Here is a 14,770-nt window from a genome sequence, read left to right as displayed (position 1 = left end):
TTTACTTATCCTCCCCTGTAAATGCGAACATTGGACCGCCCTCAGCGTCCATTACGTCGAGGACTTTATTGAAGTATTCATTTTCAAAATTTGATGTAAATTTATCGTTAATAAGAATCTCTGTCTCCTTGCCGCTTTCCATTTCCTTAAGCTTAGCCTTGCCGTCTGCGAGCTCGTTGTCGCCAAGAACAACGGTATAAACAGCGCCTATCTTATTAGCGTACTTCATCTGAGCCTTTATGCCCCTGCCCATGAGGTCGTACTCTGCGCAGTAGCCGTACTCACGAAGTCCTCTTGTGAGCTCCATTGCCTTTTCAAGGGCAGCGTCACCCATTGTTGCGAAATAGATGTCGCACTTTTTAGAAGAAAGATAATCGCAATTCTGCTTATCCATAACAAGGAGAAGGCGTTCGATACCCATGCCAAAACCAAGCGCAGGTGTATGCTGACCGCCGAGCTGCTCGATAAGTCCGTCGTATCTTCCGCCGCCGCATACTGTTCCCTGTGCGCCAATTTCAGTTGTAATGAACTCAAAAACTGTTTTTGTGTAGTAATCAAGTCCGCGAACTATCTTTGGATCTACAGTATAGGCAATGCCTGCATTATCGAGGTATTTCTTCAGCTTTGCAAAATGTTCGCTGCACTCTTCGCAGAGATAATCAAGTATAACAGGTGCATCCTTGGCGATCTCGCGATCCTCCGGACTTTTACAATCAAGAAGGCGCATCGGATTCTTGGCAAGTCTTTCCTTACAGGTGTCACAGAGCTCGTCCTTGTGAGGCTCGAAAAACGCCTTGAGAGCTTCATGATATTTAGCACGGCAGGTCGGACAGCCGATAGAATTGATGTGAAGCTCAATATTTTTCAGACCAAGTCTGTCGAGAATATTCTTGGCAAGGCAAATTACCTCTGCGTCTGCTGTAGGAGCAGGGCTTCCTGCCATTTCAAGTCCAAACTGATGGAATTCACGAAGTCTTCCCGCCTGTGGTCTTTCGTGACGGAAACAAGATATGATATAGAATATTTTCTGGGGCAGAGCCTCATTGAGAAGTCCGTTTTGCAGCATTGCACGGATAGCGCCTGCTGTACCCTCGGGACGGAGAGTAAATTCTGTCTCCTTAGCCTTTACTGTATACATTTCTTTCTGAACTACGTCTGTAGTTTCGCCTACAGAGCGCAGAAAAAGGTCTGTATTCTCAAAGGTAGGAAACCTTAATTCCGAAAAACCAAAGCTCTCTGCGGTATCTCTTGTGATCTTCTCAACAGTATGCCATTTATAGACATCCTTCGGAAGAACATCTTCGGTGCCGTTTGGGCGTTTGATATTAATTGCCATAGATTTCAAGCCTTTCCTGTTTGTTTTTACATGAAAATTGTCCCTTTAAAAGGGACAATTAAAGATTTAGATGCTGGGGTTACCGACCTCACGCCAATCAAGATCGCCTCTTTCAAGAGCGAGTATCAGCGCTTCTGCGGTAGCGATATTTGTAGCAACAGGTACGTTATGAACGTCACAGAGTCTGAGAAGATTCATACCGTGAACATCTGCTGCCTTGGGGTTGATAGGATCACGGAAGAAAAGGAGGACATCGACTTCATTACATGAGAGAAGTGCGAGTATCTGCTCTGCTCCGCCCTGACCGCTGAGATATCTCTTGATAGGAAGTCCTGTTGCTTCGCTTACCTGCTTGCCTGTTGTATTTGTAGCGATAAGAGTATGCTTGGATAATATTCCGCAGTAAGCGCTGCAGAACTGCACCATAAGCTCTTTTTTTGCATCATGTGCTATAATTGCTATCTTCATATTTCTGCCCTTTCCCCGCAAAGCGGAATGATTTTTTCATGTTTATACAGTTTTTACTGTAAGCGGAACAAACTCTCCGCCAAGTCTCTTTGAGATAGCATCGAAAGCCTTGAGGGCTTCGCTGTCTGTCGGGATAGGATTTCCCTTTCCTGTTGCAACTGTCATTTTGAAGTCATCAGGGATAACACCGATAAGCTGTACACCTACCTTATCGATTATCTCGTCAAGGTTGGAGATGAGCTCGCTGCCGATGATCTTCTTGCTTATCTTGTTGATGATAAGTCTCTGGCTTTTATTGCCTCTGTTGTAGAACTCGTCTGACATGAGGCTGGCGTCTCTGATACATACAGGATCAGGAGTTGAGATAACGAGTATAAGGTTAGCCTGTTCAACGATATCAAATACATGAGAATTGATACCTGCACCTGTATCGATGATGATATACTCGAAATACTTCTTTACAGAACGGCAGATATCAACGATCTGTTCTGCGTTTACCGCTGTAAGAGTTTTCGGAGCGCACAGGATATTGAGATTTGAAGCCATAGGAATCTGTGCAACAGCGTCGAGAGCACTTTTCTTGCCGCTGAGGACATCGCCGAGATCATATTTGATATTCTCTTCAACACCGAAGATGATATCAAGACATCTCAGACCGAAGTCGAGCTCAATGATAAGAGTCCTGTGTCCCTGCTTTGCAAGAGTATAACCTATACCTGCACATACGGTAGACTTTCCTGTACCGCCTTTTCCTGAAGTAACAGCAATTATTTTAGACATTTTTGTTCCTTTCCGATATCCGCAAGCCAGAGCAGTTTTGCTGCATAAACGGCACGGAAGTCTTATAATTACTTTATAATAATAATCCTACTTTACATTATAACACATAATTAGCTAAATGTCAAAGCACTTTTTCAAATAAAGGATAAAATTGTGCAAAAGCGCTTTTTTTTATGCACCGAATTGTACAACTCTTACAAAGCGCTATCAAGGCTATCCATTATCTTATTGACTGTTTTTTCAATGCTGCAGCCGTTTTCATCTATGATGATATCGGCATATTTCTCATAAAGCGGGGCTCTTTCGCGATAAAGCGAACTTAAAGACTGCCCTTCCCTGATGACAACGCCTCGGTTCTTGATATTATGCAGGCGATATTTCAGCTTATTATAGTCAAGCTTAAGATATATCACAATACCATTGCGTGAAAGATTCTTCATGGCTTCGTCACCGTAAATAACACTGCCGCCTGTAGAAATAACCGAATTTACGGTATCAAGCTTGCTTAAAATACGGTTTTCGGTCTCAATAAAACCGTCTATCCCCTTTTTGGCAATTATATTTTTGAGAAGCTTTCCTTCACTTTTTTGTATCACAAGATCGGTATCAACGAAGCTGTAACCCAGCAATTTCGCCAGAATAACGCCCACTGTGCTTTTTCCTACAGCTGGCATACCGATCAGAATAATATTCTTACCATTCATATGATGACCTCGAAATTTGATTACTATTACATTTTAACTCATTTTGTGCAAAATGTCAATAGACAATTGAACCATATATTGCGATATTTTATTTTTTACACTAAATATTGACAAAACAGAGGCTATATGATAACATATTTTCAAAAGGAGGGGACTATGGGCAACAATCCATTTAAATATTCAAACGATAACAAGCGGTATAATACATTAAATTATTACAACAAGCAGAATTTTGGAAAGAAAATTTACAAAGCCGTAATTGACCTTGGGCTGACCTGTCCTAATATCGACGGTTCAAAGGGTACAGGCGGCTGTATATTCTGCGACGGCGGAAGCGGCTACTTCACTCACGGAGAGGTTGACACAGAAGCTCAGCTCAGACTTGAAAAAAACAGGATATGCTCAAAATACGGAGAAAGTGCTGAGTTTATCGCTTATTTTCAGGCAAATACAAACACATATTCACCTGTTGAGCTTCTCCGCAAGGCTTATTATACTGCACTTGAATTTCCAAATGTGTTCGGTATCTCAATAGGAACTCGGGCAGACTGCCTTCCTGATGATATCATGGTGCTTCTTAAAGAATTAAACAGCAAAACTCATCTAACTGTCGAGCTTGGTATGCAAAGCTGTCATGAAAATACCATTTCTCTCATAAATCGTTGCTGTTCCCACGAGGAGTTCAAAAAGGGCTATTACAAGCTAAAAAATACAGGTATCCGTACCTGTCTGCACGTTATAAACGGACTTCCATATGAAAGCAAAGACGATATGCTTGAAACAGCAAAGGAACTCGCGTTGCTTCGTCCCGATGCCGTAAAGCTTCAAATGCTCCACGTTATAAAAGGCACAAAACTGGCTGATATGTACTCAAATGGAGAATTCAAGCTTCTTGAACGTGACGAGTATATTGATATCATAGCTCATCAGCTTGAGCTTCTTCCTCCCGAAACTGTTATAGAACGCATCACAGGCGACGGAGACAAAAGCAAACTCATTGCACCAATGTGGAGTGCTGATAAAATCGCCGTTCTTGGAGGAATTGACAAGTGTCTTGCCGAGCTTGACACATGGCAGGGCAAACTATATTCAGAAACATAAAAACGGACAAGAATAATTCTTGCCCGTTTTCTTTTTATATATCGTTTCTGATTATGTCATCAAGAGTTTCTCTCTTGACAACAACTCTTGATTTGCCCTCGTTTATGAATACTACCGCAGGCTTCTGGAGCCTGTTATAGTTTGACGACATAGAGTAATTATAAGCACCTGTAGCGCACACAGCAATGATATCGCCTGATTCTGCGTGCTGAAGTGGCATATTCTCGCCGATAAGATCTCCGCTCTCGCAGCATTTACCTGCGATAGTTACCTTTTCTGTGCGTTCTTCATTCGCTTTGTTTGCAACTACAGCGTCATACTCAGAACCGTAAAGGATATATCTCGGATTATCAGCCATTCCGCCGTCTACTGAGATATATGTTCTGATGTTGGGTATCACCTTACGCGCGCCCACTGTGTAAAGAGTTATACCGGCAGGCGCTGCAATAGAACGTCCCGGCTCGATAAACATCTTCGGGAGCTCAATGCCAAGTCTTGCGCACTCGTTCTTGACAACAGAGGATACTCTTTCGAGGTATACTTCAAAAGGCGCAGGATCGTGTTCGTTAAGGTATTTTATACCAAAACCGCCGCCAAGGTTGAGCCCCTCGACAACAAAGCCCAGCTTCGCCTTTATCTCGGCGATAAAGCCAAGCATTACCTTTGCTGCTTCTTCAAAAGGCGCAATATCAAATATCTGAGAACCGATATGGCAGTGTAAGCCTGCAAGATGTACGTTTTTACAGCTTACAGCCTCTTTAACCGCTTCAAAAGCTTCACCTGTTTCAAGGGCAAAGCCGAATTTACTGTCTATCTGTCCTGTCTTTACGAAATCGTGAGTATGAGCGTCGATACCTGGCTTGATCCTGAACATTATGCTCGGCTTTACGTTCATTTCGCCTGCGATAGCTTCAAGTCTGTGAAGCTCGCTGATATTGTCAACGATTATGTGTCCGACCTTATATTCCAGAGCATATCTGAGCTCTTCATCTGTCTTGTTATTGCCGTGAAAACCGACTTTTTCCATCGGGAAGCCTGCCTTATAAGCTGTGTACAGCTCGCCTATGGAAACAGCGTCGAGTCCGTCGCCCTCACTGGCAACCACCCTGCACATCTCCATGCAGGAAAAAGCCTTGCTTGCGTAGTGAACTTCGCCTTTTCCGTCATAATACTTGTTCATACTGTCATGGAATCGGCGCAGGCTGTTTCTTATGACCTGTTCGTCCATGACATATAGCGGAGTGCCGTATTCTTTTGCAAGCTCCACCGTATCAACGCCGCCGATAGCCAGATGCCCAGCGCTGTTGACGCTTAAATTTTCGGATACAAACATTTTTAACAATCCTTTCGGGTATAATTTATTCGTCAGCGACGTCATTGTCGTCTGCGATATCCTCAACTATCTGTCTGAGCTCCTCAATGCCCTCAAATGTCTGTGATGAAAACGGAATTGAGTGGATATCCTCAAAGCACGGTATCTCGTCCTTGAAAGCCTCCATGCGCTTTGCACGTTCTGTCTTGTTCAGCTTATCAGCCTTTGTCAGCACAAGTACAAAAGGCATTTCCGTATCTATAAGATAATTTATCATATGAACATCATCTTTTGTTGGAGCATGACGCATATCAACAAGCATGAATACAAGCCTGATATCTCTGTCAGAGCCGAGATATCCTTCGATAAGTCCTGCCCAGCGGTCTTTTTCGGACTTTGACACCTTAGCATAGCCGTACCCCGGCAGATCGACAAAATAAAGGTTTTCAAGTCCGTAAAAATTGATAGTAGCAGTTTTTCCCGGAACTGAGCTGACTCTCGCAAGATTCTTTCTGTTGAAAAGCTTATTGATAAGAGTGGATTTGCCAACATTTGAGTGCCCTGCAAATGCTATCTCTATCCTTTCGGGAGCAGGTATCTGCGAGAACTTACCATATGCAGCGGTAAATTCCGCTTTGTTGTAATTTAGCTTCACGCTGTTCCCTCCTGTTTACTTTATCAGTGCTGTATCAAGAACATCTTTCAGATTCTCTGCGTATACGAATTCAATTGCGTCCTTTACCACCTGATCTACTTCTTCAAGGTCAGGCTTGTTTGCCACAGGGATAATAACTGTCTTTATGCCAGCCTTATAAGCCGCCATTGTCTTTTCGCGGAGTCCGCCTATGGGCAGAACCTTTCCGTGAAGAGTCACCTCACCTGTCATTGCAACGTCTGAACGAACCTTTAAGCCTGAAAGAGCAGATACAAGCGCGGTAGTCATGGTCACGCCTGCCGACGGGCCGTCCTTGGGGACTGCGCCCTCGGGAGCGTGGATATGCAAATCGTTATCCTTATAAAAATCAGGATCTATCTTGTATTTGTCGGCAATGCTGCGCACATAGCTTACAGCAATTCTGGAGCTTTCCTTCATTACCTCACCGAGTGAGCCTGTTACCTCGATTTTGCCTGTTCCCTTCATTACAAGAACTTCAATTGGCATAAGCACACCGCCGACAGATGTCCATGCGAGACCGTTTACAACACCTACCTGATCCTTCTGTGATGACAGGTCACTGAGGTACTTTCTGATACCAAGGTAGCTATTGATATCCTTAGCCTTTATGCTAACACGCTTTGCCTCGTCAGCAGCTATCTTCTTGGCAGCCTTTCTGCAAAGTGAAGCAATGCTTCTTTCAAGTGAACGAACGCCCGCCTCCTTAGTATAATACTGGATAAGCTCATTGATAGCGTCATCGGTAATTCTCAGCTGTGAAGCCTTCAATCCGTGCTCCTTGAGCTGCTTTGGCACAAGGTGTTCCTTTGCAATATGGAATTTCTCCTCAGCTGTATAGCTCGGGAGCTCTATGACCTCCATACGGTCAAGAAGAGGCGCAGGTATAGCGCTTACGTTATTTGCTGTAGTAATGAATACTGCCTTGCTAAGGTCAAAAGGCACTTCTATAAAGTGATCGCGGAACGCATAGTTCTGCTCTGCGTCAAGAACTTCAAGCATCGCAGAGGACGGATCGCCCTTTATATCACTGCAAAGCTTATCGATCTCATCAAAGAGTATCAGCGGATTTGCAGAGCCTGCCTGTGTAAGTGCAGTGATGACACGTCCCGGCATTGCGCCGACATAGGTCTTTCTGTGACCGCGGATATCAGCTTCATCTCTTACGCCGCCAAGTGAAACTCTTGCATACTTTCGTCCCATAGCCTTTGCTATGGACTTAGCAATAGACGTCTTACCGATACCGGGAGGGCCTGCAAGACAGATAATCTGTCCCTTTATCTCGGGATTGAGCATATGAACAGCAAGGAATTCGAGTATTCTTTCCTTGACCTTCTTGAGACCGTAATGATCCTTTTCGAGGACTGCCTCTGCCTTATCCATTGAGAGCTTAGCCTTTGTGTACTTGCCCCATGGAAGATCAAGCACTGTATCAAGATAATTCTTGATAACAAAGGCTTCCTGTGATGAAGGCGGGAGCTTTGTAAGCTTATCGGCTTCTTTCAAAAGCTTTTCCCTGCTCTTTTCATCTATCTTGAGCTCCATTATATCATTGATGTAGCCGAAAGCCTCTTCGCCCTCATCCTCGCCCAGCTGCTCCTGAATAACACGGAGCTGCTCACGCAGATAGAACTCTCGCTGTCCCTTATCTATGCTGTTTTTTGTCTGCTCATTGATAAGGTTTTCAAGTTCAAGTATCTCTACTTCGGAAGTAAGACAGGCAAAAAGTACTGACAGCTTGTTTATAACATTTGTCTCTTCAAGAAGAGTCTGCTTGTCTCTGTAGTTGAGGTTGCAGTTGAAGGTGACGGTTTCAAAGAGTTTCAGAGGAGAATCCTGTGTCATTATAGACGTAAGAAGCTCCTTTGGCATTTTCGGAAAGAAAGAAGCGTATCTCTCAAAAACGTCCTTGACTGAACGCATAAGCGCCTCAGCCTCTACCTCATCGAACTTTGCACGGGAATATGTAGGCGTGCGCTTTACCTCAGCCTTAAGAACTTCTCCGTCGTCGATAAGACGGACAAGATTTGCCTTGTATACGCCCTCCACAAGCACTTTCATGATATTGTCAGGAAGCTTGAGGACCTGCTTTATCTCTGCAACCACTCCCACCTTGTAAAGGTCGGATGCCTTGGGGTTGTCTATATAAGCCTCATGCTGAGTTACAAGAAAAAGCTTGCCTCCCTCTTTAAGAGAATGCTCTATAGCGGAGATAGACTTCGCTCTTGAAACATCAAAGTGCATTACCATTTTCGGAAACGCAACAAGACCTCTCATCGCAACTGTGTAAAGAATGTTGCTCTCTTCAATATTTTTATCACTTTTAATGGTCTGTTCCATAAAATCACCGCATTTCTGTTGGTATCATATTAATCCTTTCAGCCAAAAATATAGGCTTAGATTTATTATACTATAAAAACGAAACAATTTCAACCCCTCACGGGAAAACATCAACATATTTTATCATCTCATGCAAAACAAAATTAAATCACAATCCTACCAAAATTAAAAATAGATACCAACAATTCTTTATCAACAATAATTAAAGCAGGAAAATAGTTCTTTTGTACGAAAACTTGCGGTAATTTGGTGCGTTACACCAAAAATTGCGAAATTCACAAAATATCCTTTACTTTTTGTTGATTCTATGGTATCATTTACACAAAGGTATAAATAATAGTATACTTATATTTCATTAAACAAAAAGTAAAGCTGCTTTTCAAAAAAATACTTTACTTTTGCGTAATAATGTGTTACAATGTAAAGTATAAAACTGTTTAATTATGCCTTTATGGCAGATTGGAGAATTGTAATGATCGAAAAAATCAAATCAGAAAGTATGGATCTGCTCTTTGAAGCCATCCTTACACTTGAATCCGTCGACGACTGCTATAAGTTTTTTGATGATCTCTGTACAAGCATCGAGCTGAAATCCTTTGCTCAGCGTCTCCACGTTGCAAAGCTCCTCGACGAGCACAGAGTCTACAACAGTATCGTTACCGAGACAGGAGCAAGCACTGCTACAATCAGCAGAGTAAACCGTTCCCTCAAAGACGGAAACGACGGCTATAATATTGTTTTTGACAGACTCAAGGGGAAGAATCTGCTCAAATAAATGTCTTTACTGAGCTATGACGATAAAAAGCTCAGACAATAATCATTCTTGAAAGGAAGATCTTAAATGAAGAGGGCGAAGATATTCAAGAAATCCTTAGCCTGCCTGTCTGCTGCCGCAACTCTCTTATCAAGCGGTATCGCGACAAGCGCAAACGCCGCGGTCATCACCGAGGGCAAAGAAAACAATTACCACAACTACGCTGAAGCACTGCAGCTCGCACTTTGTTTCTACGACGCAAACAAGTGCGGCGACAAGGTAGCAGATGACGGTTACTACTCATGGCGTGCTAACTGTCACGTTATCGACGGTGAGATCCCGCTCAAGCCAATGAATCCTATGCCGACTGTCGGAAAGGGTAAGACCGACGATCAGCTCAAGGAGGATCAGGGACTTGGTCAGGGCGACGAAGGCAAGGCGAAGCCAAATCTCGGCGACGACGATCCGGATCTTTATGTAGGCGTAAATATGTCCGAAAAGTTTATAGAAGCAAACAAGAAGTACCTTGATCCCGACGGAAACGGTACTGTTGACCTCACAGGCGGCTGGCACGACGCAGGTGACCACGTAAAGTTCGGTCTCCCAGGCAGCTATTCAGCTTCTACTGTAGGCTGGGGTTATTATGAGTTCCGCGATTCCTATAAGGACCTCGGTCTTGACAAGCACGTTGAGGACGAGCTCCGCTGGATCAATGATTACTTCATGAAGGCTACATTCCTTGACGGCGACGGAAAAGTAGTTGCATATTGCTATCAGGTCGGTGAAGGTAACAACGACCATAACTACTGGTGTCCTCCTGAGCTCCAGCAGGACAACACAATGGTTGCTTCTTCATCATGTGCAGTTAAGCGTCCTGCTTACTTCGCTACAACAGAGATGCCGGCTTCAGACCAGTGTGCAGGCGCTTCCGCTTCACTGGCTATCAACTACCTAAACTTCAAGGATACCGATCCCGATTACGCTGACGAGTGTCTCAAGTACGCCAAGGCTCTCTACGATTTCGCTGTAGAGACTCATATCGAGGAATGGAAGCCAGGTATGGTTCCAAGCAACTCAAGCCTTGGTTACGACGGCGGCTTCTATACATCAAGCTACGACTACGATGAGCTTGCATGGGCTGCTGTATGGCTCTACTACTGTACTGAAAACTATGATTACATAGATGATATTATCTCAGTTGATACTACTAAGCCAATTTCTGACAGTGGTTCATATGATGAACAGGCTCAGACAGGTCAGCAGCCTTCTTACGCTTACACAGGCTATATGAAGCGTATCATTACTGATACAGGCAACTGCTGGCAGAATATCTGGGTTCACTGCTGGGATACTGTTTGGGGCGGCGTATTCGCAAAGCTTGCTCCTATTACAAATACTGCACGTGACTGGTACATCTTCCGTTACAACCTTGAGTTCTGGTCAGGCTGCTCAAAGACAACTGACTGCTCTGCATGGGGCTATGAGCCGGTTCACGGTCATAAGTATTTCGGCAGAGACGATTATCTCTGGAATATGCCTATGACTTGCGATAAGATCCCTGAACTTCCTGACAGCGAAACAAGCGGCGACTTCATCGCTAAGTCTCCTAACGGCTGGGCAGTTGTTTCAGGCTACGGTTCAGCTCGTTACAATACAGCTGCAGGACTCTGTGCTTGCGTATACGCAAAGACCACAGGCGACGAGACATTCCTCCCATGGGCAAAGGCTCAGATGGAATACATCCTCGGTAAGAACCCAATGGGATACTCTTACGAAGTAGGTTATGAATCCAACTTTGCAAGCCACCCACACCACCGTTCATCACACTGCTCAGCTACACAGAGCATGGACGATCCTATCGTTCAGGTACATACCCTCTGGGGTGCTCTCGTAGGCGGTCCTGACCTCAAGGACGTTCACGTTGACGAGACAAAGGACTACATCTACAACGAAGTTACCGACGACTATAACGCAGGCTTCTGCGGCGACCTTGCAGGTCTTTACCACTACTACGGTGCAAAGGGCAAGGTTGACGAAAAAGAAAACTACGTCATCAAGGACTTTGATATGTCAAGCAACGCTATCGGCTACGATCAGGTAGACGAGAACGGCGATCCGCTTCCTGTTGGATACTTCGTATCAGGCGGTAAGGCTCAGGAAAAGAAAGACGGTATCCAGCTCAAGCTTGTTCTCCACAACAGAACAATCAATCCTCCAAGATTTGAGTGCGATGTAAAGGCAAGATACTACTTCAATATTCAGGAGCTCATCGATCAGGGCTACGGAATCGATTATATCACTGCTCGTATCGACTACGATCAGGAGGCAGGTTATACAAACAACAAGTCTCACGCTGTACTTTCCGATCCTGTCAAGTACGACGACAAGGGTACTTACTACGTTGATGTAACATGGAAGGATTGTAAGTTCTACGGCAGCCGTGTATATCAGTTCGCTCTTACAACAAAGATGGATCCTGAAACAAATATCTATCCTGAGTGGGATTCTTCAAACGACTACAGCTACCCTGACCTCGTAAGCTTCGAGGACGAGAACGCTGCTTCTGCTATCACAGATAAGGTAACACTCTACGCTGATGACAAGCTTATCTGGGGTACAGAGCCAGACGGCACAACAGCAGGCGGCAGCGAGTACGTTGTTGACAAGGATACAACAACTACTACCACAAAGAAGTCTGATTCTTCAAAGACAACAACTACAACAAAGACTGAGGCTTCTAAGACCGACGACACACCAACCAACGTTTCATACGGTGACGCTAACTGCGACGGTAAGGTCGATATGTCAGATGTTGTACTTATAATGCAGGCACTTTCAAACCCAAACAAGTATGGTCTTAAGGGTACCGATAAGAACCACCTTACAGCAGAGGGCCAGAGCAATGCAGACTGTGATCTTTCATCAGCGGGTATGTCTACAGGCGATGCACTGGCTATCCAGAAGTATTTACTTAAAAAGGTTACTTCACTTCCAATTAAGAAGTAATCATCAGTAACTAAAACGGAGAACTTTAAAAGTTCTCCGTTTTTATTTTTATAATACGTAATAAAAAATACAGCCGTTCGCAAGAACGGCTGTACCAATATCCCCCGAAAGGAACGGATAAGCATTTATTAAGCTGACGCAGCAGCCTTTTCCATTGTTTCCTTCTTGAGCTCCTTGCTGTTGAAGGCTTCCGGAGTTGTGAACGTAGGTACCATATCGTGAAGAGCATCTACCGCAACCTTCTCGTTGTTTTCGAGAGCAGCATTTCTCAGCGCATTAAGTCGGAAAGCAAAGTTTCTTTCGTCGATCTCTATCTGTTTACCGATAAATATGAGTTTGTTTGATGTTTTCTGTAAGCCTTCCTCATTCATGAGGAGTTCTTCCTTTATCTTTTCACCGGGGCGAAGTCCTGTGAACTTTATCTCCACATCTTTATACGGCTCCTTGCCATACATACGGATAAGATTCTCTGCAAGAGTTACTATCTTGACGGGCTTTCCCATGTCAAGAACAAATATCTCTCCGCCGTTTGCTATGGCAGCTGCCTCCATAACAAGATTTACAGCCTCAGGAATAGTCATAAAATAACGTATAATATCAGGGTGTGTGACCGTAACAGGTTTCCCCTGCTCTATCTGTCTCTTAAAAAGAGGGATTACAGAACCGTTTGAGCCGAGAACATTTCCGAAACGTGTTGTTACAAACTCTGTTCTGCCTTCATGCTGCTGTGCAAGATACTGAACTATCATCTCGCAGCAGCGCTTTGAAGCTCCCATTACGTTTGTGGGGTTAACTGCCTTGTCGGTTGATATCATTACAAACTTTTCGACGTTATGATACTGTGCCAGAGTCGCAACATTAAATGTACCGATGATGTTGTTCTTGATAGCTTCCATTGGAGATACCTCCATAAGAGGTACGTGCTTATGGGCAGCTGCATGGAATACAACATCGGGCTTGTAAGTATCGAATATCTGATTCATGCGGAAATAATCCCTTACAGAAGCGATCAGAGTTACCAGCGATAATTCATCGCCGTATTCCATTTTAAGCTCCTGCTCAATATCGTAGGCGTTATTCTCGTAAATATCAACAATAATAACTCTCTCGGGATTATACTTGGCTATCTGTCGAACAAGCTCGGAACCTATACTTCCGCCGCCGCCTGTTACCATGCAGACCTTTCCACCGATGAAATCACGGATATCCTTGTTATCAAACTTGATAGGCTCGCGTCCGAGAAGATCTTCGACCTTGATATCGCGTATCTGATTGATAATAGTCTTGTTTTCGCTGTCAAATACAAGATTACCGATAAAGGGCACTATCTTTACGGGTATCTTCGTATCTGAGCATATATCAAGGATACGCTTTCGCTCATCTTCAAGGCACGAAGGGATAGCAAAGAGTATCTGCTCAATTTTCTTCTCTCTGATAAATCTATGTATCTCAGCTGTAGTTCCGACTACCTGAACTCCACCTATCTCAGTGCCTACCTTGTCCCTGTTGTCATCAATAATACATACAGGATCAAAGAGAGTCACCTGCTTGTCTCCTGTATAAGGAGAATTCTGAGCATTGTGAATCTCCTTAAGGATAGTTCTACAGGCTTGTCCGCCGCCTATTACCATAGTACGCTTGCCCTTGAATGGCTCAGCCTTTACAAGGTTGATAAACGTGCATTTGAACATATACCTGAAAAGACATATGCCAAAAGTAAGTATCATAAGATGAAGCATCGTATACAAAGGATAAAGCGTTCTGCTGATTATATACACTATAGAAGCTGAAGCAAAGATACCAACTATAGCTCCGTATACACAGGTCAGATAGTCTTTTCTGTTGAAATAGCGCCATAGCTTACTGTATGCCCCTGTTATCAGCAAACTTCCGATACAGCATATGGAACTGACGGCGATTGAAACAATAATACTTGATTCATCAAGTGCTTTCCCCGCAAATGAAAGAATAAAATTTGCGATAAGCGCCGCCATTGAGATGATAAACGCATCTGCAAAAGCAAGAATAACTTTTCGGCATTTAAAATTCCTGCACATTTCCTTCATAACAATAATCCCTCCGATTCAGCCGCTATGCGACATTTTTAGCCTGATCAGATATAACGATTAAAAGCTAAAAATAATACTAAAAGTTAAAATCAACCTTTAAAAATATTTATAAATATATATAACCTCAACTATGTTAATATGATTTTATTATAATAACTGTTTTCCGAAAAATCAATACTAAATATGAAATCAATAAAAAAGTTCATTGAAATTCGTCAATATTGCCA

Annotated in this window: 11 protein-coding genes; 3 read left to right on the top strand and 8 right to left on the bottom strand. The window is 43.6% G+C overall.

Going from position 1 to position 14,770, the window contains the following annotated elements; translation table 11 throughout:
- Position 1 precedes the first annotated feature (1 nt).
- The 4 genes from hisS to BT105_RS01665 form a co-directional block, all read right to left on the bottom strand.
- Positions 2-1,336 carry a histidine--tRNA ligase gene (hisS, locus tag BT105_RS01680; RefSeq protein WP_072299101.1) on the bottom strand — a complete coding sequence of 445 codons (1,335 nt, stop codon included), beginning with the start codon at positions 1,334-1,336 and terminating at the stop codon, positions 2-4.
- A 66-nt stretch (positions 1,337-1,402) separates the two neighbouring features.
- Entirely contained in the window at positions 1,403-1,804 is a 402-nt protein-coding gene (locus tag BT105_RS01675) for a methylglyoxal synthase (protein WP_009984662.1), read from the bottom strand.
- Positions 1,805-1,846: 42 nt separating this feature from the next.
- On the bottom strand, positions 1,847-2,584 hold the full coding sequence (locus BT105_RS01670) for a nucleotide-binding protein (RefSeq protein WP_028514934.1): 738 nt from the start codon (positions 2,582-2,584) through the stop codon (positions 1,847-1,849).
- Between the two features lie 194 nt (positions 2,585-2,778).
- Positions 2,779-3,288, bottom strand: a complete 510-nt coding sequence (locus BT105_RS01665; protein WP_072299100.1) for a shikimate kinase — start codon at positions 3,286-3,288, stop codon at positions 2,779-2,781.
- 156 nt (positions 3,289-3,444) lie between these two features.
- Here BT105_RS01665 and BT105_RS01660 point away from each other — a divergent pair, with 156 nt between their 5' ends.
- A complete protein-coding gene (locus BT105_RS01660; protein ID WP_072299099.1) occupies positions 3,445-4,389 on the top strand; it encodes a tRNA modification radical SAM protein MnmL/YtqA in 945 nt (314 codons plus the stop codon).
- Positions 4,390-4,423: 34 nt separating this feature from the next.
- Here the strand turns inward: BT105_RS01660 and lysA are convergent, their stop codons facing one another.
- The 3 genes from lysA to lon are packed head-to-tail and all read right to left on the bottom strand — an operon-like array spanning position 4,424 to position 8,714.
- Complete coding sequence (gene lysA / locus BT105_RS01655) at positions 4,424-5,722, bottom strand: diaminopimelate decarboxylase (protein ID WP_072299098.1); 1,299 nt, start codon at positions 5,720-5,722, stop codon at positions 4,424-4,426.
- A 25-nt stretch (positions 5,723-5,747) separates the two neighbouring features.
- Positions 5,748-6,356 (bottom strand): ribosome biogenesis GTP-binding protein YihA/YsxC, encoded by a 609-nt coding sequence (yihA, locus tag BT105_RS01650; protein WP_072299097.1) that lies wholly within the window; start codon positions 6,354-6,356, stop codon positions 5,748-5,750.
- Positions 6,357-6,371: 15 nt separating this feature from the next.
- Positions 6,372-8,714, bottom strand: coding sequence for an endopeptidase La (gene lon / locus BT105_RS01645; RefSeq protein ID WP_072299096.1), 2,343 nt, complete (start codon positions 8,712-8,714; stop codon positions 6,372-6,374).
- 472 nt (positions 8,715-9,186) lie between these two features.
- Between lon and BT105_RS01640 the strand changes: the two genes are divergently transcribed.
- Positions 9,187-9,489, top strand: a complete 303-nt coding sequence (locus tag BT105_RS01640; protein ID WP_024859699.1) for a YerC/YecD family TrpR-related protein — start codon at positions 9,187-9,189, stop codon at positions 9,487-9,489.
- Positions 9,490-9,555: 66 nt separating this feature from the next.
- Positions 9,556-12,474, top strand: a complete 2,919-nt coding sequence (locus BT105_RS01635) for a glycoside hydrolase family 9 protein (protein ID WP_072299095.1) — start codon at positions 9,556-9,558, stop codon at positions 12,472-12,474.
- Positions 12,475-12,602: 128 nt separating this feature from the next.
- Here BT105_RS01635 and BT105_RS01630 read toward each other — a convergent pair whose 3' ends face one another.
- Positions 12,603-14,531: a polysaccharide biosynthesis protein gene (locus tag BT105_RS01630; protein WP_242940065.1), complete on the bottom strand. Its 1,929-nt coding sequence runs from the start codon at positions 14,529-14,531 to the stop codon at positions 12,603-12,605.
- Between the last annotated feature and the right edge of the window lie 239 nt (positions 14,532-14,770).

The organism is Ruminococcus flavefaciens, assembly GCF_900119075.1.
GTDB lineage: Bacteria > Bacillota > Clostridia > Oscillospirales > Ruminococcaceae > Ruminococcus > Ruminococcus flavefaciens_Q.
Note: the sequence above shows the minus strand (reverse complement) of the source record. Positions and strands in the feature narration are given on the sequence as shown.

Bases quoted from the DNA above. Each gene is read 5' to 3' on its own strand.
- hisS (WP_072299101.1), bottom strand. From the start codon at position 1,336: ATGGCAATTAATATCAAACGCCCAAACGGCACCGAAGATGTTCTTCCG.
- BT105_RS01675 (WP_009984662.1), bottom strand. From the start codon at position 1,804: ATGAAGATAGCAATTATAGCACATGATGCAAAAAAAGAGCTTATGGTG.
- BT105_RS01670 (WP_028514934.1), bottom strand. From the start codon at position 2,584: ATGTCTAAAATAATTGCTGTTACTTCAGGAAAAGGCGGTACAGGAAAG.
- BT105_RS01665 (WP_072299100.1), bottom strand. From the start codon at position 3,288: ATGAATGGTAAGAATATTATTCTGATCGGTATGCCAGCTGTAGGAAAA.
- BT105_RS01660 (WP_072299099.1), top strand. From the start codon at position 3,445: ATGGGCAACAATCCATTTAAATATTCAAACGATAACAAGCGGTATAAT.
- lysA (WP_072299098.1), bottom strand. From the start codon at position 5,722: ATGTTTGTATCCGAAAATTTAAGCGTCAACAGCGCTGGGCATCTGGCT.
- lon (WP_072299096.1), bottom strand. From the start codon at position 8,714: ATGGAACAGACCATTAAAAGTGATAAAAATATTGAAGAGAGCAACATT.
- BT105_RS01640 (WP_024859699.1), top strand. From the start codon at position 9,187: ATGATCGAAAAAATCAAATCAGAAAGTATGGATCTGCTCTTTGAAGCC.
- BT105_RS01635 (WP_072299095.1), top strand. From the start codon at position 9,556: ATGAAGAGGGCGAAGATATTCAAGAAATCCTTAGCCTGCCTGTCTGCT.
- BT105_RS01630 (WP_242940065.1), bottom strand. From the start codon at position 14,531: ATGTGCAGGAATTTTAAATGCCGAAAAGTTATTCTTGCTTTTGCAGAT.